Origin of the sequence: Pseudomonas sp. MWU13-2517 (genome assembly GCF_023242545.1) — a bacterium.
Lineage (GTDB): Bacteria > Pseudomonadota > Gammaproteobacteria > Pseudomonadales > Pseudomonadaceae > Aquipseudomonas.
Genome location: NZ_JALMFA010000025.1, coordinates 24,918 through 49,015, shown reverse-complemented (window position 1 = coordinate 49,015; position 24,098 = coordinate 24,918). Strand labels below are relative to the sequence as shown.

Sequence of the window (24,098 nt, the reverse complement as noted above, 5' to 3'; positions counted from 1 at the left end):
GGTTGCCTTCAATGCAACTGTGCCTTCGGACTTCAACTACCTCGCCGCTGAATTTTTGCGGCTGAGCTCCACTCTAAGAGTGCGCTGCATATTTTTCAGTATCGTTATGTACCTTTGAGACTGTGACGCTGCGTCTGAGCTTGTAAGCAAAATAATCTACGGAAACAGCCCATACCGCCTGTCCGGGCACAGTCACCCCGGACTATCATGCCGATAACCCTATCCCTTACCGCAAGGAGCCGCTCGGAACGCCGATGCGCCAAATCTGGAAATCTTTTCGAGCCCTTTATTTCGCCTCCTTGATGATGCTGATCGGCTCCGGCTTGCTCAGTACTTACCTGGCGTTGCGCCTGGCCGCTGACCATGTCGATAGCCTATGGGTAGGTGCATTAATGGCGGCCAACTATTTTGGCCTGGTGCTGGGTGGCAAGATCGGGCATCGCCTGATTGCCCGCGTCGGGCACATTCGTGCGTATGCCACCTGCGCCGGAATTGTTGGTGCTGCCGTGCTGGGGCACGGGCTGATCAACTGGTTGCCGGCCTGGATCGTGCTGCGGATGATCGTAGGCCTGGGGATGATGTGTCAGTACATGGTCATCGAGAGTTGGCTGAACGAGCAGGCGGACGCCAAGCAGCGCGGCGTGGTGTTCAGCGGTTATATGATCGCTTCCTACCTGGGCTTGGTATTGGGCCAGTTGATTCTCGTGATGCATCCCCAGCTTGGCCTGGAGCTGTTGATGTTGGTGGCGTTGTGTTTTGCCTTGTGCCTGGTGCCGGTGGCCATGACTCGGCGTATTCACCCCGCCCCGTTACATCCGGCGCCGATGGAGCCGCGCTTCTTTATCAAGCGTGTGCCACAGTCGCTGAGTACTGTGTTGGGAGCAGGCTTGATTGTGGGCTCCTTTTACGGCTTGGCGCCGCTCTACGCATCCCAGCAGGGGTTGACGACCGAACAGGTCGGTTTGTTCATGGGCTGCTGCATTTTTGCCGGTCTGGTGGTGCAGTGGCCGTTGGGCTGGTTATCGGACCGTTATGACCGCGCATTATTGATTCGCTGTTTCGCTTTGTGCCTCGCGGTGGCTGCTCTACCGCTGGCGATCATGACGCAAGTACCGTTGGAAGTGCTTTTTGTAGCGGGATTCTTGTGTTCGTTGGTGCAGTTCTGCCTGTACCCATTGGCCGTGGCCTTTTCCAATGACCACGTAGAAGGGGATCGTCGGGTATCGCTGACAGCTATGCTGCTGGTGACCTACGGCATTGGTGCCAGTGTCGGGCCGCTATTGGCGGGGGTGGTGATGAAGGTGTTCGGCAGCCATATGCTGTACGCGTTTTTCAGCCTGTGCGCGCTGATTCTGGTCTGGCGTATCCGGCCGAAGGCAGTGACTAACCTGCATCAGGTTGATGATGCCCCGCTGCATCACGTGGCAATGCCTGACAGCATGTCCAGTTCGCCATTGGTGGCTGCGCTCGATCCGCGCGTCGATGAGGCTGTGGTGCAGGAGCAGATGCAAACCGCCGCAGCGGAGCCCGTTTCTGAAGCCGGTCCGCAAGCACCGATTGAAGAGGTAGCAGCTGATACTCCGCCGGAGCATCGGGACCCGGATGATCACCCTCATCATCTGAGCAAGGCGCGCCCCTGAATGTAAAAACGGGCAGATCCCCTCAGGATCTGCCCGTTTTTTTGACGCGCCTTACAAAGCTTAAAAATCGTCATCCTTGTCGAAGCGTCGCGCTTCACGCTGTAGCTGGTACACAAACCGTTCTACCTGGCGCTGCACCAGGCCGCTCATGTTATGAAAGCGCACGCCGGCGAAGGTGGTATTGATCTTGTCTTCGAAGTGCAGGTAACGCAGTTCGACGGAGGTGCTCATGCTGCCAAAGGGCAGGGCGGCGACGAAACGGTCATAGACCTGCCCCAGTTGCAGGCGCTCGGATATGTCGCCTTCAAAGCGCAGCTTGCAGCCGGTAGCAGAAATATCCAGCAGCTTGCCACTGATCGGTGCCTTGAGCTTCTCGCCGCCCAGCTCGATACTCACCAACTGCGCCAGCTTCAACGCTGCGCGGAAGGCATTGCGTCGCTGATGGTAGACCACTTCGTCAGGCATGCTGCCGGTGTAAATGCGGTGGCCACTTTTCTCGCTGATGACGAGCGTACCACTGCTTTCCCAGGCAACCCGCACTCCGTCATGGAAACCTTCAATGCGGAAGGGTTCGCCATTCTCGAGATAGCGTTCACCATCGCGGGGAATCATTTCGTCCAGGGCCAGCGTCTTGCTGTCCCGGTCAACGTCTACCAGGTAACTTTGAAAGCGCTGGCTGCGTTCGTGGAAGGTGATGATCAGTGGATCATGGCTTTCCTGCAGCATTCGCAAAGTGCCGGCGATTTCCAGAGGCGTGGTGAGGACCTTCGGTGGCTGCGGGGCATCTTCCGCATTAAGGGCGTTGAACACGGTTCTTCCATCTCCAGACAAAATACGACTACACGCAAGAAAGGGCATTTTGCCAGTATGTGGCGTGCCTTGGATAGGTCGCGCGGTGAACCGGCCTCAGGCTTGGCTGCGGGTGCTCGGTTTGACCAGCCGCGAGGTGGAGCCTTGGGCATTGTAGAGAGCCGGCGGCTCCCCGCCGTGGAGTATACGTAACTGGTTGGCGGTCGTGGCTTGCTGAAGCTGGATCGACTGACCGTTGAGCAAATTGGCTTCCTGGCATTGTGCGAGCAATTGATTGAGCGCACTGCTCTGCGTCAGTAGTTGGTCGCCGACCGAGGAGTGACTGGCCAGCTGGGCGAGGCCGTCGTGATCAGCCGGGAGGCCCAGGCTGATAAGAATTTCGCTGCGCTTCTTGCCGTGTTGTTCAAGCAGCACAATCAGCGATTGTTTGCGCGCCAGGATTTCTTCCAGCAAGGGCATATCCCGGCCATACAGGGCCAGGGATTCTTCTTTGAGCAACTCGAGCAAATGTTGCGTCGGCGCTAGATCATCAATGATCAGTTGGAGCAAATGTTCGTCGTGGTGCATGGCTGGCCTTGGGTTTTAAGCGTCCAAAAGCCCAGCGCAGGCCTTTGCCTAGCGCTCGGCTTCGAAGTTAAGCAGCTTGCTGGCTACACGGTTGCTGTCCACTTTATAGCTGCCATCGGCGACAGCCTGTTTCAACTCGGCCACACGGGCTTTATTGACAACCGGTTGATCGCGCAGCGAGTCAGTGACCTTCTGCAACTGTTGAGCCTCATTGCTCAGGTGTACCGATTCCCCGCTTTGGCTGGCACCAGTCTGCTCTGCCTTGGTGGGAGCAGGCTGGGACTTGGCTTCCACGCTGTCCTTTGCGCCGCCGGTGCGCGTAGAGCCGGGTAAAGCCGGGGTGTTATTCAAACGACTGAAATCAATGACCATGATAAAAAACCTCTGGGTATTTGGACGCTTGCCATGTTTTCGGCCATACCCGGATAAACTTTAGGCGCGATTGACAATAAATCTCGATGCTCGGAGGTTCAGCGCATAGTGTAGGAAAAGCATGCGTCCTATGCCAGTGAACTCTATAAAGCCACCTCGACTTGTCCCGGCGCCGTCACTTGCGCCTTGATCACACGGTTGGAGTTGAGATTCTTGACGCGAATCTGCTCGCTCATGCCACCGTTGGACAGTGCTTCCCCCGGCATTTTTACAGTCAGTGCGCCGCTGCTGGCGGAAATCACCACCTGATCCCCCTTGCGGATCACCTCGGCCTGTTCCAGGTGGACCAAGGTGATGACTTGATCGGTGACCATTGGTCGGGTCAATTTCTGCCCGATGGCTTGATCTACCGATGTGAGATACCCCTGGTTGATCAGGCTGATATCACGTTCGCGCAGGGCAACGTCTTCGAAACCGATGATGCCGGTCCGCTTCAGCGGGCGCGTAACCACTACGACATCACGGAACAATTTGACTTGAGCCGGCACGAACACGGTCCAGGGCGAAGTGCCTTCACAGCGTACTTTGACCGTGACACGACCGATAGGCTGGGCAGGGCTTTCCAAGGTTGCAGTCAATTCTTTGTCGCACATCGGCATGCGTAGGCGAGGGTCTAACTGATTGACTTGGATCTCGTAGCGTCCTGGCGTTTGTGTGGTTGCCAGATAATCTTCTACAGTGAACTCAAGAAAGCCCTGCGTGACGCCGATAAGTAGATCAGGCAATGTGACGTTATCACCCCGGGCCGTGGCGCCTGCCGTCAAGGCAAGCAATACCATCGTGACGCAGAGCAATCTGCGGTAGCGAAGGCGAAGGTGTCGGGAAACTGTCGTTTTAATGTCCATGGCCAATAAATAGCAAAGCTCGTGCCGTTTAGTGTTAGGGCGCTCTGCCCTGTAGGTATGGCCCAAAGTTTTAGCGTAGGAGTGCAGGCATGGCAGGTGTAATGGATTCAGTAAACCAGCGTACACAGCTGGTAGGGCAGAATCGCCTGGAGTTGTTGCTTTTTCGCCTCGACGGCACCCAGCTATATGGCATCAATGTATTTAAAGTGCGGGAAGTGTTGCAGTGTCCCAAATTGACGATCATGCCCAAGTCCAGTCCGGTGGTATGTGGCGTGGCCAATATCCGCGGGGCGACCATCCCGATTCTTGACCTGGCCTTGGCTACGGGCTCCACTGGTTTGCAAGACCGTGGAAGCCCGTTCGTGATCATCACGGAATACAACACCAAGACCCAAGGTTTCCTGGTGCGCTCGGTGGAACGTATCGTCAACATGAACTGGGAAGAGATCCATCCGCCGCCCAAGGGTACCGGGCGCGATCACTACCTCACGGCAGTGACGCGGGTTGATAACCAATTGGTGGAAATCATCGATGTGGAAAAAATTCTTGCTGAAGTGGCGCCGACCTCGGAAGCCATCTCGGTAGGCGTGGTGGATGCTGAAACCGCGCACAAGGCCGTGTCCCTGCGTGTATTGACCGTGGATGACTCCTCGGTCGCGCGCAAGCAGGTCACTCGCTGCCTGCAAACCGTCGGCGTAGATGTTGTGGCGCTCAATGACGGTCGCCAGGCTCTGGATTACCTGCGTAACCTGGTAGATGAGGGCAAGAAGCCGGAGGAGGAATTCCTGATGATGATTTCCGACATCGAGATGCCGGAAATGGATGGCTATACCCTCACGGCTGAAATACGCAGCGATCCACGCATGCAAAAATTGCATATCATCCTGCATACTTCATTGTCGGGTGTATTCAATCAGGCAATGGTCAAGAAAGTCGGCGCTGATGACTTCCTGGCCAAATTTCGTCCTGATGACCTGGCATCCCGGGTAGTCGACCGGATCAAGGCAGCAGATCATGGCTAGGGGGACATTCCCCCCTGGCGGTCACACGATTTAAGAGGCGGTATCATTGTCTACGGGTAATTTGGATTTCGAACAGTTCCGGGTCTTCCTGGAAAAGGCCTGTGGCATATTGCTCGGTGAAAACAAGCAGTACCTGGTATCCAGCCGTCTCAACAAGCTGATGGAGCAGCAGGGTATCAAGTCGCTGGGCGAATTGGTTCAGCGCATCCAGGGACAGCCGCGCAGTGGGCTCAAGGAAATGGTGGTCGATGCGATGACCACCAACGAGACCTTGTGGTTTCGCGACACGTACCCCTTTGAGGTACTCAAGAGCAAAGTGCTGCCGGAGGCCATCAAGGCCAGTCCGGGCCAGCGCCTGCGCATCTGGTCGGCGGCTTGTTCGTCGGGGCAGGAACCGTATTCGATCTCGATGTCCATCGATGAATTTGAGCGAACCAACATCGGCCAGTTGAAGGCGGGGGCACAAATTGTTGCCACCGATTTGTCCGGTACCATGCTCACCAACTGCAAGACGGGCGAATACGACAGCCTGGCTCTGGGCCGTGGGCTTTCTCAGGAGCGCCTGCAACGTTACTTCGAACCGAAAGGGGCAGGGCGTTGGGCGATCAAGCCGCCGATCAAGAACCGGGTGGAGTTTCGCTCGTTCAACCTGCTCGACAGTTATGCCAGCCTGGGCAAGTTCGACATGGTGTTCTGCCGCAACGTGCTGATCTATTTCTCGGCCGAAGTGAAGAAAGACATCCTGTTGCGCATCCATGGCACGCTCAAGCGTGGCGGCTACCTGTTCCTCGGGGCCTCGGAAGCGTTGAACGGTTTGCCGGATCATTACCAGATGGTGCAATGCAGTCCTGGGATCATCTACCAGGCAAAGTGATGCACCCTTGAATAAAAATGGGAGGCCCCGCAAAGGCCTCCCATTTTTTTTCGCCTCAAAGCGGCAACCCCCATTGCCGCTTTACTGGCTCTACACGGAAACCCGTTGCCGCTTTTCTGGCATTGCCGCTGGACAACATCCCGCAAACCCTTGAAATACGGGAGTTCGGAGAATTGGCATGAGCCTTGCTATAACCCAGATACGAAAAGCAGGTCAGCCTAAAGGTTTCCGCCATGAGCATCAGCTTCGATAAAGCGCTCGGTATTCACGAACAAGCCCTGGGCTTCCGCGCCCAGCGTGCTGAAGTCCTGGCCAACAACATTACCAACGCCGACACCCCGAATTACAAAGCCCGGGATCTGGATTTCTCTGCTGTGCTCGCTGCACAGCAAGACAAAACCAAGAATGGCACCTTTGCCTTGAATATGACCAATAGCCGGCATATCGAAGCACAAGGTCTGAGCAGTGGTGATGAGGCGTTGCTGTATCGCACCCCGATGCAACCGTCGATCGACCAGAACACCGTCGACGCCCAGTTGGAGCAATCGGCCTATGCCGAGAACTCGGTGAACTTTCAGGCCAGCTTCACCCTGCTCAACAGTAAATTCAAAGGGCTGATGTCAGCCCTGCGTGGAGAATAAGCCATGTCCCTGTCCAGTGTTTTCAATATTGCCGGCAGTGGCATGAGCGCGCAGACCACGCGTTTGAACACCGTCGCCAGTAACATCGCCAACGCCGAGACCGTGTCTTCGAGCATTGACCAGACCTATCGCGCCCGTCACCCGGTGTTCGCCACTATGTTTCAGGGTGGCCAGGGTAACGGCAGTGATTCGCTGTTTCAAAACCAGGACGCTGCCGGCTCCGGTGTGCAGGTGCTGGGTGTGGTCGAAGACCAGAGCAACCTTGAGGCCCGCTACGAGCCCAACCACCCGGCCGCGAACGAAAAGGGCTACGTGTACTACCCCAACGTCAATGTGGTCGAGGAAATGGCTGACATGATCTCCGCCAGCCGCTCGTTCCAGACCAATGCGGAAATGATGAACACCGCCAAAACCATGATGCAGAAGGTCCTGACCTTGGGTCAGTGATAAGGGGCGCCAAATAATGGCCATTGTTGATACCACTAATTCAGGCAATACGCCGGTTCAGGACCTGTTCAATTCCAAGGTCAATACCGCGACGAACAACAGCAGCCTCGATAGCGCTGCCAAGGCTGCAACGGGCAATCAGTCGCTGGGCAAGGACGCGTTCCTGCAACTGCTGGTGACCCAACTGAAAAACCAAGACCCACTGTCGCCCCAGGACAACGGCGCGTTCGTGGCGCAATTGGCCCAGTTCAGCAGCCTGGAAGGCATCAATACCCTGAATGACTCGGTGAATGCGATCTCCAGCAACTTCAGCTCGTCGCAAGCGCTGCAGGCATCGTCGTTGGTCGGGCGCTCGATCATCACCCAGACCGACAAAGCCACCGTCGATACCAGCAAGAGCATGACCGGCTCGGTAGCGGTGACGGCAGCCACCGGTAACGTTTCCGTCAAAATCACTGACAAGGACGGAGCCGTGGTGCGCACCATTGATATGGGCGCCCAGAGTGCCGGGAATGCCAGCTTTATCTGGGACGGCAAGAACGACAACGGTGAGGTTGCCCCTGCTGGCACCTACACCTTTAACGCCACCTACAAGAATGACCAGGGTGACTCGGCTGCCCTGTTGACTTCGTTGCCCGCCACGGTGACCAGCGTGACATTGAGCAAGACCGGCGGCGAGATGCTGCTGAACCTTGCAGGTGGCATGGGCAGCGTCAAGCTGTCGCAAATTCAGACTATCGGTACATAGAGCCGGCTAAATACGGCAGAGGGAGAGAAACATGTCTTTTAACATCGGCCTTAGCGGCCTCTATGCGGCCAACAAACAGCTGGACGTGACCGGTAACAACATCGCCAACGTCGCGACCACCGGCTTCAAATCGTCGCGTGCGGAATTTGCGGACATCTACGCAGCCTCCAAGCTGGGTACTGGCCAGAACAGCATCGGCAGCGGTGTGAGCCTGGCGGCAGTGTCCCAGCAGTTCACCCAAGGTGATGTCGTCGGCAGCGGAGGCCTGTTGGATATGGCGGTCCAGGGCGGCGGCTTCTTTGTGCAGAAGGGCAGTGACGGTTCGCTGGAATACACCCGTAACGGCTCCTTCCGCGCGGATAAGGACGGCTACATCACCAATAACACCGGTACGTCGCGCTTGCAGGGCTACGCGGCGGATGCCAATGGCAATATCGTCAAGGGCGCCCTGACCGACCTTCAACTGAACCTGTCGAACCTGCCGCCCAAGGCGTCCACCAAAGTGGACTCCCAAAGCAACCTGAACTCGTCGTCGCCAGTGATCGACCAGACGGCCACCCCGTTCGATCCAACCAAGTCCGAAACCTTCACCACCCAGTACACCACGACCTTGTATGACAACCAGGGTAACGCTCACCCGATGGTGCAGTACCTGGTGAAGACGGCCGGCAACACCTGGAACTCCTACACCCTGATCGATGGCCGTAACCCTGACGGTACCGCGCCAACGGGCACGGGCTCCACGCCGCCGGTTGCGTCGAAATTGAGCTTTGACGGCTCCGGTAAACTCACCGGGATTGTCACCGGTGGCACGTCCAGCACTACGCTGACCATTGCCAACTGGACCCCGGGCACCGTGACTAATGGTGTGTGGACGGCAAACGGCGCGACGGCCAACCCGACTGGGATCGCCATCAACATGGCTAACATCACTCAGTACAACTCGGCCACCTACCGTAACCCCCCGGTCACCGATGGCTACGCCACCGGCCAGATCACCGGCCTGAACATTGACGGTAACGGCGTGCTGTTCGCTACGTTCAGCAACCAGCAGAGCAAGGCTATCGGCCAGCTCTCCTTGGCCAGCTTCAACAACGAGCAAGGCCTGCAACCCGCTGGCAGCACGACCTGGAAAGAGACCTTCGCCTCGGGCCAGCCAGGTTATGACACGCCGCAAGCCGGTACCCTGGGTTCGATCGTGTCCAAATCCCTGGAGAGCTCCAACGTCAACCTGACCAACGAGCTGGTGGACCTGATCAAGGCCCAGAGCAACTATCAGGCGAACGCCAAGACCATCTCCACCCAGAGCACTATCATGCAGACCATTATCCAGATGACGTGATGTACCTGGGTTGGCGCGCTCTATGAAAAAGCCCCTCGATTGAGGGGCTTTTTTTTGCGTGAGAAATCACTCGCGCAGCTGTAAGGGAGTGTTGTGGAACGCCTGAGTCCTGAATCGCCACTGAGTAGGCCAGTTACTCAATGGAGAGGCTTGGGAATGTGGAATTCAGGTGTGTCGGGAGTCGGATATGGGCGTGCGGGTTCAACGCCCGGTGTGGAGCAATTGGCGTCGGCACCTGTCGCGCCTGTTGTTGAGGCGGGGGCGGTCAAGAAGTTGCTCAATGAGCTGTTTGACGCTGAGCAAGGTTCCAGGTCCCAGACGGTCCGGGATGTGCGCGATAAACTCAATGCCGTGCGCGAGAAGCTGGGTGATGAGAAATTCAAAGCGCTCATTGACGAACTGAGCGAAGAGGCGACCACACAGTTCCGTGAGTTTCTCAAACGATTGTTGAGGGAATGGTTTCCGGATACGGATGATGCCCCGCCAAGCCCGTCACCTTCATCGCCTGGCGGCGGCCGTGGCCCAAATGTGCCTCGAAGCGATTTCGGGCCCAGTGAGTCAATGAGCAACAAGCCGATTACCGAAGGGGCTAAACATTTCAACTACAAGCCGGACTCCAGCAACCCAGGGAAAAAACCGGACAATATCTGGAGTGGATTCAGTCAGGGGCCGGACGGCAATTGCATCACGGTTTCCGCGATAAAGGCAGCGATGATGCAGTACGGCCAGAAGCCTACCGATGTGTATAAAGAGGTCAAGGAACGTGGCGATGGTTATGACGTGACCATGCGTGATGGCTTCAAGCTGCATCTGTCCAAAGGTGAACTGCAACTTGCGGCGAAGGAGGCACGCTTCAGAGGGGATGACCCGCAAATGATGACCGATGCAAACTTCATGTATGCCGTGAGCGCTAAGCGGGCTCAAATGGAAAACAATGATGGCACTGGCGGGCGCAGTTACCAGTCCGCATTGAACAGCTTGAACGATGGGGAAGACAGTCGGGAAGGTTTGGATCGTTTGGGGCTCAAGGGGCGTTACAGGCCCGCGTCTGACACGGAATTGAGAAGCAGCAGAGTGGGAACGGTGGAGTATGACGGTCACTCAATGGCAGTGATCGACGGACGGATTGAGTTGTGGCGCGCGCGAGGCGGGGTGCCCAAGACAGGGACGGCCACGGTCTTGTTCTGATCAGCCTGCCCGAAAAACAAAATCCCCGATAAACCCAACTGCAGCCAGGGTCTATCGGGGATAGGGGACAACCCCGGCTGTTCAAGCCCGGGATCGGCTCAGCTTATTGGCAAGCTTCGCAATCCGGTTCGTCGATCGCACAGGCCTTTGGCACTGGCGCCGGTCCGGCTGGAGCCGCGAGAACCGAATCATCACCGTGGTTACCGCTGGAAACAGCGTTCAGCTTACCGGTGTTGATGGTCGACTTCTCGGTGCTGGTCGCAGCCAGGGCGCGGAGGTAGTAAGTGGTTTTCAGGCCACGGTACCAAGCCATGCGGTAGGTCACGTCCAGCTTCTTGCCCGAGGCGCCGGCGATGTACAGGTTCAGGGACTGGGCCTGGTCGATCCACTTCTGACGACGGCTGGCCGCGTCAACGATCCACTTGGTGTCCACTTCGAAGGCGGTCGCATAGAGCTCTTTGAGTTCTTGCGGGATGCGCTCGATCTGCTGCACGGAGCCGTCGTAGTACTTCAGGTCGTTGATCATGACCGAGTCCCACAGGCCGCGGGCCTTGAGGTCGCGAACCAGGTACGGGTTGATCACGGTGAATTCGCCCGACAGGTTCGATTTCACATACAGGTTCTGGTAGGTCGGTTCGATCGACTGCGACACGCCGGTGATGTTGGCGATGGTGGCGGTCGGTGCGATGGCCATGATGTTGGAGTTACGAATGCCTTTCTGCACACGGGCACGTACCGGTGCCCAGTCCAGGGTTTCGTTAAGGTCAACGTCGATGTACTTCTGACCACGGGCTTCGATCAGGATCTGTTGCGAATCCAGCGGCAGGATGCCCTTGGACCACAGCGAACCCTGGAACGTCTCGTAGGCGCCGCGCTCGTCGGCCAGGTCGCAGGAAGCCTGGATCGCGTAGTAGCTGACCGCTTCCATGGATTTGTCGGCGAACTCGACCGCAGCGTCCGAACCGTAAGGAATGTGCTGCAGGTACAGTGCGTCCTGGAAGCCCATGATCCCGAGGCCCACTGGACGGTGCTTGAAGTTGGAGTTCTGCGCCTGTGGCACCGAGTAGTAGTTGATGTCGATAACGTTATCGAGCATGCGAACGGCGGTGTTGACGGTGCGCGCCAGCTTGGCGGTGTCCAGCTTGCCGTTGACGATGTGGTTCGGCAGGTTGATCGAGCCCAGGTTGCAAACGGCGATCTCGTCCTTGTTGGTGTTCAAGGTGATCTCGGTGCACAGGTTCGAGCTGTGCACCACGCCGACGTGCTGCTGCGGGCTGCGCAGGTTGCATGGGTCCTTGAAAGTCAGCCATGGGTGGCCGGTTTCGAACAGCATGGACAGCATTTTGCGCCACAGGTCTTTGGCCTGGATGGTCTTGAACAGCTTGACCTTGCCTGGGTACTCGGTGAGGGCTTCGTAGTACTCGTAGCGCTCTTCGAAGGCTTTGCCGGTCAGGTCGTGCAGGTCCGGTACTTCGGATGGCGAGAACAGGGTCCACTTGCCGTCATCGAAGACGCGCTTCATGAACAGGTCAGGGATCCAGTTGGCAGTGTTCATGTCGTGGGTACGACGACGGTCATCACCGGTGTTCTTGCGCAGCTCGATGAACTCTTCAATGTCCATGTGCCAGGTTTCCAGGTAGGCACACACAGCGCCTTTGCGCTTGCCACCCTGGTTAACGGCGACGGCGGTGTCGTTCACTACCTTGAGGAACGGTACGACGCCCTGGGACTTGCCGTTGGTGCCCTTGATGTACGAACCCAGTGCACGCACCGGCGTCCAGTCGTTGCCCAGGCCGCCCGCGAATTTGGACAGCATGGCGTTGTCGTGGATCGCGTGGTAGATGCCCGACAGGTCATCCGGCACGGTCGTCAGGTAGCAGCTGGACAGCTGTGGACGCAGGGTACCGGCGTTGAACAGGGTTGGAGTCGACGACATGTAGTCGAACGACGACAGCAGGTTGTAGAACTCAATGGCGCGGTCTTCTTTCTGCTTCTCTTCGATCGCCAGGCCCATGGCCACGCGCATGAAGAACACTTGCGGCAGTTCGAAACGTACACCGTCCTTGTGGATGAAGTAACGGTCGTACAGGGTTTGCAGGCCCAGGTAGGTGAACTGCTGGTCACGCTCGTGGTTGATGGCCTTGCCGAGTTTTTCCAGGTCGAAGGTTGCCAGGACCGGGTTCAGCAATTCGAACTCGATACCCTTGGCGATGTAGGCAGGCAGGGCCTTGGCGTACAGGTCGGCCATCTCGTGGTGGGTGGCGCTCTGGGCAACGTTCAGGAAGCCCAGGCCTTCGGCACGCAAGGTGTCCATCAGCAGGCGTGCGGTCACGAACGAGTAGTTCGGCTCACGCTCAACCAGGGTACGGGCGGTCATCACCAGGGCGGTGTTGACGTCGGTCAGGGCCACGCCGTCGTACAGGTTCTTCAGGGTCTCGCGCTGGATCAGGTCGCCGTCGACTTCTTCCAGGCCTTCGCAGGCTTCGGTGATGATGGTGTTCAGGCGGCCCAGGTCCAGTGGTGCAAACGTACCGTCGGCCAGGGTGATGCGGATCGACGGGTGAGCTTGCACCGCGGCTTCTTCAGCGGGGGAGCGCACGGCACGCTCCTTGGCACGCGAGTCACGATAGATCACGTAGTCGCGAGCCACTTTCTGTTCGCCGGCGCGCATCAGGGCCAGTTCAACCTGGTCCTGGATTTCTTCGATGTGGATGGTGCCGCCCGAGGGCATGCGACGCTTGAACGTTGCGGTGACCTGTTCGGTCAGGCGGGCAACGGTGTCGTGGATGCGCGACGAGGCAGCAGCGGTGCCACCTTCAACTGCAAGAAACGCTTTGGTGATCGCGACGGTGATTTTGTCATCGGTGTAAGGAACGACAGTGCCGTTACGCTTGATCACGCGCAGTTGGCCAGGTGCGGTGGCGGACAGATCCAGATTTGAATCAGCGGCCTGCGGCACGGAGCCTTGCGGGTTCTCGCGAGTTGTGTCGGTTTGCATGGGGGGTTGTCTCCACGTTCTATATTTGATTGCGAGTGCCAGGCTTTTTCCTGCAACACCCGTACCGTTTTCCATGTCGGGGATGGAGAACAGCTGCCATCCGCGTGAGCGGTTTGGTCTACTGAAAATCTGTTGGTTCCACGCTGCGCCAGCAAATAAAGCGCTTGAGTTTCGAGCCACTTGTGTGGTTAGGCGGTTGGGTCAAAAACCCCACATGTAGGGTCTTGTCTGTCGCCGAGGTACAAGATAATGCGTTTCTGAGGGGTTAGCAACGCAGTAACCTGTGGATAACGCTGTGAGTAAAATGTGTAAGAAGGGTTCAATGTCCGTGTAGGCCGCATTACTGCTGGATTGCACCGTTTGTCATTAAATGTTTCGGGTTCAAAACAACTGGCTGTTTTTCGAAGGGCGCGAACCCTATCACAAAAAAACACGATCACCGAGTGGATTTCCAGGCTTGTGCCAGAGGGCTGGCCCGTGGCTACAATCGGACCTTGTTATGCCCTCTGAACATTACAAATAAGGTGTGGCTGGCGAATAAAACAGCCAGGGTATGCCTTTAAAAAAACGAGGATCCTCCGTGGAGCAAGAAGCCTGGCAAATACTGATTGTCGAGGACGACGAGCGACTGGCCGAATTGACCCGTGACTACCTGCAGAGCAATGGCCTGCGCGTAGCGGTGGAAAGCAATGGTGCGCTGGCCGCGGCCCGCATCATCGCTGAACAGCCGGACCTGGTTATCCTTGACCTGATGCTGCCGGGTGAAGACGGCCTGAGCATCTGCCGCAAAGTGCGCGCAGGCTACGATGGCGTGATCCTGATGCTCACTGCGCGGACCGATGACATGGACCAGGTGCAGGGCCTGGACATGGGGGCCGACGATTACGTGTGCAAACCCGTGCGTCCGCGCCTGCTGTTGGCGCGTATCCAGGCGCTGTTGCGCCGCAGTGAGCCGGCCGAACATGGCGCCGTGGAGAGCCAGCGCCGCCTGCAATTCGGCCCACTCGTAGTGGACAACGCCCTGCGCGAAGCCTGGCTGCATGAGGGGGGCATCGAACTGACGAGTGCCGAGTTCGACCTGTTGTGGCTGCTGGTGGCGAATGCCGGCCGTATTCTGTCCCGCGAAGAAATCTTCATTGCCTTGCGTGGTATCGGCTACGACGGCCAGGACCGCTCCATTGATGTGCGTATCTCCCGCATTCGCCCGAAAATAGGCGACGACCCGATCCACCCGCGCCTGATCAAGACCATCCGCAGCAAAGGCTACCTGTTCGTCCCCGAAGCCGCTGTCGACATGCCGCTGTGAACTCGATCTTCCTGCGCATCTACGGCGGCATGTGCGCGGCGCTGATTCTGGTGGCGCTGCTGGGGGTGCTGGCGCTGCACCTGCTCAACGAGGTGCGCAGCGGGCAATACCGCGAGCGCCTGGCCCACGGCACCTTTGCGTTGATGGGTGACAACCTGCAACCCATGAGCGCCATCGAGCGTCAGCGTGCCTTGGCGGTGTGGGAGCGTTTGCTGGGAATTCCCCTGGAACTGCGCAGCCTCAGTGATGCGCAGTTGGACCTTACCCAGCGCAATCGCCTGCAACGCGGCCAGGTGCTGGTGCAACAGACCGGCCCTCATGCCGCTCGCGTCTTGCGCCTGGTCAGTGAGCAGGAATCGCTGGTGTTGACCGGCGAAGTGCAGCAGATCAGCGAGCAACTGGCGCGTGCAACTATCTACCTGTTGGCCGATGAGCTGGTGCGTTTTCCGGTCGCGGAGCAGCCGCAGCGTCTTGCCGACATAAAGAAAGCCAAGGGCTTTGGCTTCGAGATGCACCTGATGACGCTCGATCAGGCTGACATGGATGATGACCAGCGCCGTCGTGTGTCGGAGGGCGACACCGTGATGGCCCTGGGTAAGGGCGGCGATTCGATCCGCGTGTTCGCCGGTATGGTCGGTACGCCTTGGGTCCTGGAGCTTGGCCCGCTGTATCAAATGAACCCTTACCCGGCGCAATGGCTGATCCTGATCGCGTTGGTCAGCCTGACCCTGATCGGTTTGATCGTGTATTTGCTGGTGCGCCAGCTTGAGCAGCGCCTCCGCGGGCTGGAGGCGGCGGCTACGCGTATTGCCAAAGGCAGCCTGGAGGTGCGCGTGCCGGCCCGCGGGGCGGATTCGGTAGGGCGTCTGGCGGCAGCCTTCAACGGCATGGCCGAGCACCTGCAGCAGTTGCTGGCGATCCAGCGGGAACTGGTGCGCGCGGTGTCCCATGAGTTGCGTACGCCGGTGGCGCGCCTGCGTTTTGGCCTGGAGATGATCGGTGACGCCGCCACCCCCGAGGCACGGCGCAAATACATGGACGGGATGGACAGTGATATCCAGGACCTCGATGGCCTGGTGGACGAAATGCTCACCTATGCACGCCTGGAGCAAGGTGCTCCGGAGCTGAATTTCCAGCGGATCGACCTCAGCGCTTTGCTCGATCAGGTCATCGGCGAATTGTCGCCACTGCGCCCGCAGGTGAGCGTGAGTCGCGGTACCTGCCTGTCCTCGGCGCATTGGGAAGACGCCTGGGTCGATGCCGAACCGCGTTATCTGCACCGGGCTCTGCAAAATCTTGTGAGCAATGCCATGCGTCATGCCCAGGGCCAGGTGTTGATCAGCTACCAGGTGGGCCAGGTGCGCTGTCGCATTGATGTGGAAGATGATGGCCCGGGTGTGCCGGAAAGTGCGTGGGAGCGGATCTTCACGCCATTTCTGCGCCTGGACGACAGTCGCACACGTGCCTCGGGCGGGCACGGCCTGGGTTTATCGATTGTCCGACGGATCATCTATTGGCACGGCGGACGCGCCTTGATCGGCAAGAGCAACAACCTGGGCGGGGCATGCTTCAGTCTGAGTTGGCCCCGGGATCAAGACAAGCCCTGAAACTGCGCGCGGTGTGTCAGGCGCTGATGGCGACCAGGCTCAATAACTGATCCCCATCCACCGCATACTGCCCCTCCAGTGTCTTGCCATGGCACCACTCGGCCGACAGGTCCGTCAGCAAGCGCAATCGCACATGGCCTGCGTCGGACCATTCAAGCACCTCGGCGTGCTCGAAGTAAAAGCGCTTTTGCACAATCGGGTAAAGCGTCTTGAACAGGCTTTCCTTGAGCGAGAACGTCAGCGTCACCAACAGGGCGATCTGCTCACGCGGCAGGTCGGCCATGCGCTGCAGTTCATCGGCAGTGAGGATTTCCCCGGCCAGGCGTTCGGCCCGCTCCAGGCTCAACAGGTTCTCCAGGTCCATACCCAGTCCGCGCCATTGTGCCTTGTACCCGACTATCGCCGCGGCATGCCCAGTGCTGTGGGTGATGGAGCCGCTGATATGCCCAGGCCATACCGGTGCACGGTCTTCGCCGATGGCCGGGACGCAATCGAGCCGATCGAGTTGCTGCAGCGCCGTACGGGCACACAGGCGGCCGGCAAGGAATTCAGCCTGACGCTTGGCCACCGAGCGCTGGATGCTGGCGGGCGGCGGCACGGCGCTGCGCTGGAAGTCGCCGGCATTCAATAAGGTCGGATCGAAGCGGGTACTGAGAAACACCGTGCCCGGCAAGGGTTCGGGGAGTGGCCAATCGGCGTTGAGCGGGGTGCAGCAAGCGGGTAGAGGTGTCATGCGCGGTATTTTGCTTCAGTTGGCACGCCAGTGGATAGCCTGCAACGGTTCAGGTGAGGTTCAGAGCCCGTTCAGGGGGAGTTCAGGGGCGCCTGCGTAGTCTGGCTCCAACAGCCAAACGCGTAGAGGTAACCAGATGACTGCGATCAAACAGCTGATATTGGCATTGACCATGCTCAGTGCCACTGCCGGAGTGCAGGCTTCGGACGGCACCTTTGCGGCATTCGGCGGCGAGAAAACCAAGAAGTCCGGCAACCTGATCCACCGTGTCAGCTTCGACGATGCAGGCAGCCAGGCCGCACCGTGGGGCCAATTGCTGGGGCAGACCGTCCCGCAACCGGGTTACCGCACCGGCTACGAACACCTGACGGGCCAATACAATGGCATTAAACTGCGCCCGCAAGATTTGCAGGGCCGCTATGATATCCCTCTGTCGGACAGTTGAATCGCCTTGGAGAGCCTTATGAAATTGCTGGTGGTGGAAGATGAGGCGCTGTTGCGCCATCACCTGTTGACCCGCCTGACCGACAGTGGGCATGTGGTTGAAGCCGTGGCCAATGCCGAAGAAGCCTTGTACCAGACCGGTCAGTTCAACCACGACCTCGCCATCATCGACCTGGGCCTGCCGGGCATGGGCGGCCTGGACCTGATCCGCCAACTGCGCACTCAGGCCAAGAGCTTCCCGATCCTGATCCTTACGGCCCGTGGCAACTGGCAGGACAAGGTCGAAGGCCTGGCCGCCGGTGCCGACGATTATGTGGTCAAACCATTCCAGTTCGAAGAACTGGAGGCGCGTATGAATGCCCTGCTGCGTCGCTCCAGTGGTTTCACCCAGTCCACGATCGTGGCGGGCCCCTTGTTGCTGGACCTCAACCGCAAACAAGCCTCCCTGGATGAGCAGCCCCTGGCGTTGACCGCCTATGAGTACCGTATTCTCGAGTACTTGATGCGCCACCATCAGCAGGTGGTAGCCAAGGATCGCCTGATGGAGCAGCTCTATCCCGATGATGACGAGCGCGATCCGAATGTCATCGAAGTGCTGGTGGGGCGCCTGCGCCGCAAGCTGGAAGGCCCGGCGGGGTTCAAGCCGATCGATACCGTGCGCGGCTTGGGTTACCTGTTCAATGAGCGTTGCCGTTGATTCGCTCGCTACGCGTGCGCTTGATGCTGGCGGCCGCGACCTTGGCCGTGCTGTTTATGCTGGGCTTGTTGCCCGCCATGCAAGGCGCTTTCAGCCTGGCGTTGCAGGATTCCATCGAACAGCGGCTGGCCTCGGACGTGACCACCTTGATTTCTGCGGCACGGGTCGAGAATAACCGGTTGCTGATGCCCGCCCAGTTGCCCGATGAGCGCTTCAACCTCACCGACAGCCGGCTGCTGGGTTATATCTACGACCGTGAAGGCCATCTGGTCTGGCGTTCGCGGGCAACCCAGGAAGAAAACATCAACTACCGGCCGCGTTACGACGGGCGAGGCAACGAATTCGCACGTATCCGCGAGGCCAGCGGCCAGGAGTTTTTCGTGTATGACGTCGAGGTCAAACTGCTGGGGGGCAAAAGCGCAGCATTCAGCATCGTCGCCTTGCAGCCGGTACGCGAATATCAGCTGACTCTTGAAGGCCTGCGAGAAAACCTCTACCTGGGTTTTGGTGCGGCCTTGCTGGTGCTGTTGACGTTGCTCTGGCTTGGTTTGACGTGGGGCCTGCAAGCCCTGCGGCGCCTTAGCCAGGAGTTGGACCAGATCGAAAGTGGCACTCGCGAAAGCCTTACCGAAGAACACCCACGCGAATTGTTGCGCCTCACCGGCTCCCTCAACCGTTTGTTGCACAGTGAGCGTGAACAGCGTGCGCGTTACCGCGATTCTCTTGACGACCTTGCCCACAGCCTGAAAACCCCGTTGGCGGTATTGCAAGGTGTGAGCGAAGAGATGGCGCAGCGCCCGCAAGAGCGTGGTCAGGCGTGGGTTCTGCAATCTCAGATCGAGCGTATGAGCCAGCAGATCGGCTATCAGCTGCAGCGGGCCAGCCTGCGCAAAAGTGGCCTGGTGCGCCACCAGGTACGCCTGGCGCCGGTGCTGCAAAGCCTTTGCGATACGCTGGACAAGGTTTACCGCGACAAGCGCGTCACCGTGTCCTTTGACTTGCCGGACGAGTGTGATGTGCCCATCGAGAAAGGTGCGCTGCTCGAAATGCTCGGCAACCTGCTGGAAAACGCCTATCGCCTCTGCCTGAGCGAAGTGCGCATCAGCCTGGTAGAAAGCCTGGAAGGCACTGAGCTGTGCATTGAGGACGATGGCCCCGGCGTGCCACCGGATCAGCGCGCACGGATTCTGCAACGCGGCGAACGGCTGGACCGTCAGCATCCGGGGCAGGGGATCGGTCTGGCGGTGGTCAAGGACATCATCGAAAGTTACGGGGCGCGCCTGACCCTGGTTGATTCACCCTTGGGTGGGGCGGCGTTCAAGATTCACTTCCCGGCGCTCTAGTTGTCCTGCGCACGATAGGCGCCCGGCGTAAGCCCGGTCCACTTCTTGAAAGCCCGATGAAACGCCGACGGTTCGGAAAACCCCAACTGCTCGGCGATTTCCTGCAACGACAGGTTGGCCCGTCCCAAGTGATAAATGGCGATGTCTCGCCGCAATTCATCTTTGAGTGCCTGGAAACTGGTGCCTTCTTCCCGCAGGTGTCGGCGCAGGGTCTGCGGGCTGATGTGCAGGTGCTGCGCCACGGCCTCCAGGTCCGGCCAGGGCGTGCGATCGCGGCTCAACAAGCGGCGTAGCTGGCTGCTCAAGCTATCGCCTTCATCCGGTCGTGACAGCAAGTCTGCGGGTGAACGCTCCAGAAAATGCTTGAGCGTGCGTTCATCCTGCAGCAGCGGCAAGCTCAAATAGCGGCAGGGGAATACCAGGCTGCTGCGCGGTGCGTTGAATACCTGGGGGCAGGGGAAGAGCAAGTCATACTCGCCGGCATGGTCCGGCATCGGGTAATTGAATGTCGCCTGGTGCAACCGAATTCGCTGGCCGATCAACCAACTGCCCAGGCGATGCCAGATCACCAGCAGGCATTCACTCAGGAAGTGATCCGGGTCCCACAGTTGTGAGTCGTCCAGGCTCAGACGAGCCATGTCGCCCTCTCTTGTCAGATGCCAGCGCGGACCTTGTGGGAATAGGCTATAAAATAATAAACCGCGTTCCAGAGCCTTCTCCAGGGTGCGGCAGTGAATCAGCGCGTGGCACATCATGGCAAAGGTGCCGCGTTTACTCGAACCTTCAGCGAACCCCAGGTATTCATCGTCAAGCGCCAGCCAGAGCATCTGCAACAGCCGGGTAAATTGTTCCGGCGCAATACGGGCGCGGGGTTCGGTCAGCAACTCTGGGGTAATGCCCACCTGTTGCAACAGGGCCGAATAGTCGTAACCCGCTCGGCGGGCACCGCCGAGGGCTGCTCGGGCGTAGTGACTGGCGATGGTGCGTTCACGCATGTCAGGGCCTCGTCCATGGAATGGCGGATGTTAGCCATCACCCGGCAGGGCAACAAGGCGGATATCCGCCAAATTGTAGGACGGGATCTGCTGGCCTGGCGGAAATCCGCCATTGGTTCACATGCTTTGGAGGGCGCCTGATCGCTCCAAGCCCTGATGTCTAAAGGCCTCTAGCAGATTTGAAGAAAGTGGCACGGCGTTTGCGATAAGAAATGGCAGCGCAGGCCTGGTCCTACCAGCCTCGCAAACAACAAATCCCTCCAGTGCAGGAGGGTTCGCAATTCAAGTGTCGTGGGCAATGGCGGATATTTGCTACACGGGACGATTGAGGAACTTTGTAATGACGACTCGTCAGCCACTGTACAAATCCCTGTATTTCCAGGTGATCGTTGCAATCGTTATCGGTATCTTGCTCGGTCATTTCTACCCCCAGACCGGTGTGGCTCTCAAGCCACTGGGTGACGGCTTTATCAAGCTGATCAAAATGGTCATTGCCCCGATCATCTTCTGCACCGTTGTCAGCGGTATCGCTGGCATGCAAAGCATGAAATCGGTCGGTAAAACCGGCGGCTACGCGCTGCTGTACTTCGAAGTCGTCTCCACCATCGCCCTGCTGATCGGCCTGGTCGTGGTCAACGTCGTGCAACCGGGCGCCGGCATGCACATTGACGTGGCTACCCTGGACGCCTCGAAAGTCGCTGCCTACGTGACCGCCGGCGCAGACCAGAGCGTGGTTGGCTTTATCCTCAATGTGATTCCGAACACCATCGTGGGCGCCTTCGCCAACGGTGACATTCTGCAAGTGCTGATGTTCTCGGTGATCTTCGGCTTTGCCCTGCACCGCCTGGGCGCCTACGGCAAGCCGGTGCTCGACTTCATCGACCGCTTCGCCCACGTGATGTTCAACATCATCAACATGATCATGAAGCTCGCGCCAATCGGTGCCCTGGGTGCGATGGCGTTCACCATCGGCGCCTACGGCGTAGGTTCTCTGGTGCAACTGGGTCAGTTGATGATCTGCTTCTACATCACCTGCGTCCTGTTCGTGGTGGTGGTGCTGGGTGCCATCTGCCGCGCCCACGGTTTCAGTGTGTTGAAGCTGGTGCGCTACATCCGTGAAGAACTGTTGATCGTATTGGGTACTTCCTCCTCCGAATCCGCACTGCCACGCATGCTGATCAAGATGGAGCGTCTGGGCGCGAAGAAATCCGTAGTAGGCCTGGTGATTCCGACCGGCTACTCCTTCAACCTCGACGGCACTTCGATCTACCTGACCATGGCTGCCGTGTTCATCGCCCAGGCGACTGACACCCACATGGACATCACCCACCAGATCACCTTGCTGCTGGTGCTGCTGCTGTCCTCCAAGGGCGCTGCGGGTGTGACCGGTTCGGGCTTCATCGTGCTGGCTGCAACCCTGTCGGCCGTAGGCCACCTGCCGGTTGCCGGTCTGGCGCTGATCCTGGGTATCGACCGCTTCATGTCCGAAGCTCGCGCCCTGACCAACCTGGTCGGTAACGCCGTTGCCACCCTCGTCGTGGCCAAGTGGGTCAAGGAACTGGACACCGACAAGCTGCACAGCGAGCTGGCATCTGGTGGCACCGGTATCTCTGATACCCGTCCGGAAGATGACCTGGGTGTGGCCGAAGGCCCTGCTCCTGTTATCAAGTAAGTCGCTGTTGGCGTGAACTGACGCCAAAGCCATCCACAAACGCCCCGACTGTTTCGGGGCGTTTGCGTTTGTGGCCGGCCATTCCGGATGCTTTTGCTTTACAGTAATTGGCTGTGTAATTCGTTGTAAGGCTGGCAGGAGGTTGGATGGATAGCGTGGATCTGAATGTCCTGCGCAGTGTGCTTGAATGGCGTCGCGCCGGGCAGCGGGTGGTGTTGTACAGCGTGGTCCAGACCTGGGGCAGCGCACCGCGCCCGCCTGGGGCGATGCTGGCATTGCGTGGCGACGGGGTTGTGATCGGCTCGGTGTCCGGCGGTTGTATCGAGGACGATCTGATTGCGCGCCTGCAGGATGGTCGCCTGCCGGAAGACGGCCCACCGGTGCAATTGGTGACTTATGGTGTCACCCGTGATGAAGCGGCGCGCTTTGGCCTGCCGTGCGGTGGCACGTTGCGCTTGACCGAAGAGCGGGTGGACGACTGGCAATGGGTCGCGCAACTGCTGGCGCGTTGTGAGGACCACCAAGTCGTCGCCCGAGAGCTGAACCTGGCCACGGGCGCGGTGACCCTCAGTAGCGCGAGCAAGACCGATGTGGTGACTTTTGACGGGGAGCGCCTGCGCGCCATCTACGGCCCACGCTGGCGCCTGCTGTTGATCGGCGCCGGGCAGCTGTCGCGCTACGTGGCGCAAATGGCGCGGTTGCTGGATTTCGAAGTGCTGATCTGCGACCCGCGCGAAGAGTTCGTCTACGGCTGGGAAGACCAGCATGGCCGCTTTGTACCGGGTATGCCGGATGAAGCGGTGCTGAATATCCAGACCGATGAGCGCACGGCCATCGTGTGCCTGACCCACGACCCGCGTCTGGACGATATGGCCCTGCTGACCGCATTGAATTCCTCCGCATTTTACGTTGGCGCCCTCGGCTCGCGGGTCAATAGCCAGAAACGCCGGGAAAACCTGGCGGCACTGGGGTTGTCGGCAGAATCGATTGCGCGTTTGCACGGGCCGATCGGTTTGCATATCGGCAGCCATACGCCGTCGGAAATCGCGTTGTCACTGCTGGCGGAAATTGTCGCGATCAAAAACGGCGTGGCACCCATGCAGAAAAAACCGTTATCGGTGGTGGTTGAGTGACAGTCACCGCGATTGTGCTGGCGGCGGGGCAGGGCAGTCGCTTTCGGGCTGCGGTGGGGGCTGATCAGGATAAGTTGCTGGCTGATTGCATAGGCCTGGATGGCGTGACGCGTCCGGTAATCGAGCAGGTATTGAGGAGTTTGCCCGCACGCGTTGTAAAACGCTGGGTGATCACTTCGCCGGATCGGTTTGACGTTATTCGTTTGGCCGAGGCGTACGGCTGTGAAGTCCTGGTGTTGCACTCAGCCGGCATGGGCGAAAGCATTGCGGCGGCGGTGGCGGCCAGCGGTTCGGCTGATGGCTGGCTGATAGTGCTGGGGGATATGCCGTTTATTCAGCCCTCCAGCATCGAGCGGGTGATTGAGGGGCTGCAAGCGGATGGCATCCGTGTGCCGGTCCAGGCCGGCCACTACGGGCATCCAGTGGCGTTTGGCCGGATGCTCGGGCAAGGCTTGATGGCCCTGAAGGGAGATCGGGGGGCCAGGTCATTATTTGCCCAGGCTGTTCTGAGGGAGGTGGCGGTGGATGATCCCGGTGTTTTGTGGGATGTGGATGTGCCGGCGTCATTGAGCTACTCATAATTCAACCGATGTAAAAAAGCCCCGCCTGATCAC

General features: G+C 58.8%; 23 protein-coding genes. 16 read left to right on the top strand and 7 right to left on the bottom strand.

All coding sequences use genetic code 11. The annotated features are described in order from the left end of the window. The first annotated feature begins 254 nt into the window (after window positions 1-254). Window positions 255-1,640: an MFS transporter gene (locus tag M5B97_RS27120; RefSeq protein WP_134661272.1), complete on the top strand. Its 1,386-nt coding sequence runs from the start codon at window positions 255-257 to the stop codon at window positions 1,638-1,640. A gap of 60 nt (window positions 1,641-1,700) precedes the next feature. Here M5B97_RS27120 and M5B97_RS27115 read toward each other — a convergent pair whose 3' ends face one another. From M5B97_RS27115 to flgA, 4 genes are all read right to left on the bottom strand, one after another. Continuing rightward, a complete protein-coding gene (locus M5B97_RS27115; protein WP_123718877.1) occupies window positions 1,701-2,450 on the bottom strand; it encodes a flagellar brake protein in 750 nt (249 codons plus the stop codon). A gap of 96 nt (window positions 2,451-2,546) precedes the next feature. Continuing rightward, complete coding sequence (locus M5B97_RS27110; protein ID WP_123718878.1) at window positions 2,547-3,017, bottom strand: flagellar protein FlgN; 471 nt, start codon at window positions 3,015-3,017, stop codon at window positions 2,547-2,549. Window positions 3,018-3,065: 48 nt separating this feature from the next. Next, a complete protein-coding gene (gene flgM / locus M5B97_RS27105; protein ID WP_123718879.1) occupies window positions 3,066-3,389 on the bottom strand; it encodes a flagellar biosynthesis anti-sigma factor FlgM in 324 nt (107 codons plus the stop codon). Window positions 3,390-3,532: 143 nt separating this feature from the next. Beyond that, the gene (flgA, locus tag M5B97_RS27100; RefSeq protein ID WP_134661273.1) at window positions 3,533-4,294 is read right to left on the bottom strand and encodes a flagellar basal body P-ring formation chaperone FlgA; all 762 of its coding nucleotides are present in this window, start codon (window positions 4,292-4,294) and stop codon (window positions 3,533-3,535) included. An 89-nt stretch (window positions 4,295-4,383) separates the two neighbouring features. On the opposite strand from flgA, the gene M5B97_RS27095 reads away from it, so the two are divergent. The 7 genes from M5B97_RS27095 (at window position 4,384) to M5B97_RS27065 (ending at window position 10,556) form a co-directional block, all read left to right on the top strand. After that, window positions 4,384-5,316: a chemotaxis protein CheV gene (locus tag M5B97_RS27095; RefSeq protein WP_134661274.1), complete on the top strand. Its 933-nt coding sequence runs from the start codon at window positions 4,384-4,386 to the stop codon at window positions 5,314-5,316. 46 nt (window positions 5,317-5,362) lie between these two features. Then, complete coding sequence (cheR, locus tag M5B97_RS27090; protein ID WP_123718882.1) at window positions 5,363-6,190, top strand: protein-glutamate O-methyltransferase CheR; 828 nt, start codon at window positions 5,363-5,365, stop codon at window positions 6,188-6,190. A 233-nt stretch (window positions 6,191-6,423) separates the two neighbouring features. After that, complete coding sequence (flgB, locus tag M5B97_RS27085; RefSeq protein ID WP_060756329.1) at window positions 6,424-6,831, top strand: flagellar basal body rod protein FlgB; 408 nt, start codon at window positions 6,424-6,426, stop codon at window positions 6,829-6,831. A gap of 3 nt (window positions 6,832-6,834) precedes the next feature. Further along, a complete protein-coding gene (flgC, locus tag M5B97_RS27080) occupies window positions 6,835-7,278 on the top strand; it encodes a flagellar basal body rod protein FlgC (RefSeq protein ID WP_060756328.1) in 444 nt (147 codons plus the stop codon). 16 nt (window positions 7,279-7,294) lie between these two features. Further along, on the top strand, window positions 7,295-8,026 hold the full coding sequence (gene flgD / locus M5B97_RS27075) for a flagellar hook assembly protein FlgD (RefSeq protein ID WP_248733196.1): 732 nt from the start codon (window positions 7,295-7,297) through the stop codon (window positions 8,024-8,026). A gap of 31 nt (window positions 8,027-8,057) precedes the next feature. Next, window positions 8,058-9,368 carry a flagellar hook protein FlgE gene (flgE, locus tag M5B97_RS27070; protein WP_134661276.1) on the top strand — a complete coding sequence of 437 codons (1,311 nt, stop codon included), beginning with the start codon at window positions 8,058-8,060 and terminating at the stop codon, window positions 9,366-9,368. Between the two features lie 156 nt (window positions 9,369-9,524). Next, entirely contained in the window at window positions 9,525-10,556 is a 1,032-nt protein-coding gene (locus tag M5B97_RS27065; RefSeq protein WP_248733195.1) for a hypothetical protein, read from the top strand. Window positions 10,557-10,659: 103 nt separating this feature from the next. Here the strand turns inward: M5B97_RS27065 and M5B97_RS27060 are convergent, their stop codons facing one another. Continuing rightward, on the bottom strand, window positions 10,660-13,554 hold the full coding sequence (locus M5B97_RS27060) for a ribonucleoside-diphosphate reductase subunit alpha (protein ID WP_123718885.1): 2,895 nt from the start codon (window positions 13,552-13,554) through the stop codon (window positions 10,660-10,662). Between the two features lie 580 nt (window positions 13,555-14,134). Between M5B97_RS27060 and M5B97_RS27055 the strand changes: the two genes are divergently transcribed. Together M5B97_RS27055 and M5B97_RS27050 are read left to right on the top strand one after the other, a co-directional pair. Next, window positions 14,135-14,860 carry a response regulator gene (locus M5B97_RS27055; RefSeq protein ID WP_134661277.1) on the top strand — a complete coding sequence of 242 codons (726 nt, stop codon included), beginning with the start codon at window positions 14,135-14,137 and terminating at the stop codon, window positions 14,858-14,860. After that, window positions 14,857-16,467: an ATP-binding protein gene (locus M5B97_RS27050; protein ID WP_248733194.1), complete on the top strand. Its 1,611-nt coding sequence runs from the start codon at window positions 14,857-14,859 to the stop codon at window positions 16,465-16,467. The genes M5B97_RS27055 and M5B97_RS27050 overlap by 4 nt, the downstream gene beginning before the upstream one ends. Window positions 16,468-16,483: 16 nt before the next feature. On the opposite strand, the gene M5B97_RS27045 is transcribed toward M5B97_RS27050, so the two are convergent. Further along, a complete protein-coding gene (locus M5B97_RS27045; protein ID WP_248733193.1) occupies window positions 16,484-17,200 on the bottom strand; it encodes a 4'-phosphopantetheinyl transferase superfamily protein in 717 nt (238 codons plus the stop codon). A gap of 136 nt (window positions 17,201-17,336) precedes the next feature. On the opposite strand from M5B97_RS27045, the gene M5B97_RS27040 reads away from it, so the two are divergent. The 3 genes from M5B97_RS27040 to M5B97_RS27030 are packed head-to-tail and all read left to right on the top strand — an operon-like array spanning window position 17,337 to window position 19,684. After that, entirely contained in the window at window positions 17,337-17,645 is a 309-nt protein-coding gene (locus M5B97_RS27040) for a hypothetical protein (protein WP_123718889.1), read from the top strand. An 18-nt stretch (window positions 17,646-17,663) separates the two neighbouring features. Beyond that, window positions 17,664-18,341 (top strand): response regulator transcription factor, encoded by a 678-nt coding sequence (locus M5B97_RS27035; protein ID WP_060756320.1) that lies wholly within the window; start codon window positions 17,664-17,666, stop codon window positions 18,339-18,341. After that, on the top strand, window positions 18,338-19,684 hold the full coding sequence (locus M5B97_RS27030) for an ATP-binding protein (protein ID WP_123718890.1): 1,347 nt from the start codon (window positions 18,338-18,340) through the stop codon (window positions 19,682-19,684). Before M5B97_RS27035 ends, M5B97_RS27030 begins: the two co-directional genes overlap by 4 nt. Here M5B97_RS27030 and M5B97_RS27025 read toward each other — a convergent pair. Next, complete coding sequence (locus M5B97_RS27025) at window positions 19,681-20,679, bottom strand: AraC family transcriptional regulator (protein WP_248733192.1); 999 nt, start codon at window positions 20,677-20,679, stop codon at window positions 19,681-19,683. The genes M5B97_RS27030 and M5B97_RS27025 overlap by 4 nt on opposite strands. 340 nt (window positions 20,680-21,019) lie before the next feature. Here M5B97_RS27025 and M5B97_RS27020 point away from each other — a divergent pair, with 340 nt between their 5' ends. The 3 genes from M5B97_RS27020 (at window position 21,020) to M5B97_RS27010 (ending at window position 24,065) form a co-directional block, all read left to right on the top strand. Next, the gene (locus M5B97_RS27020; protein WP_123718892.1) at window positions 21,020-22,351 is read left to right on the top strand and encodes a dicarboxylate/amino acid:cation symporter; all 1,332 of its coding nucleotides are present in this window, start codon (window positions 21,020-21,022) and stop codon (window positions 22,349-22,351) included. Between the two features lie 146 nt (window positions 22,352-22,497). Next, window positions 22,498-23,484, top strand: coding sequence for an XdhC family protein (locus M5B97_RS27015; RefSeq protein WP_134661281.1), 987 nt, complete (start codon window positions 22,498-22,500; stop codon window positions 23,482-23,484). Then, window positions 23,481-24,065, top strand: coding sequence for a nucleotidyltransferase family protein (locus tag M5B97_RS27010; protein ID WP_134661282.1), 585 nt, complete (start codon window positions 23,481-23,483; stop codon window positions 24,063-24,065). Before M5B97_RS27015 ends, M5B97_RS27010 begins: the two co-directional genes overlap by 4 nt. Window positions 24,066-24,098 lie beyond the last annotated feature (33 nt).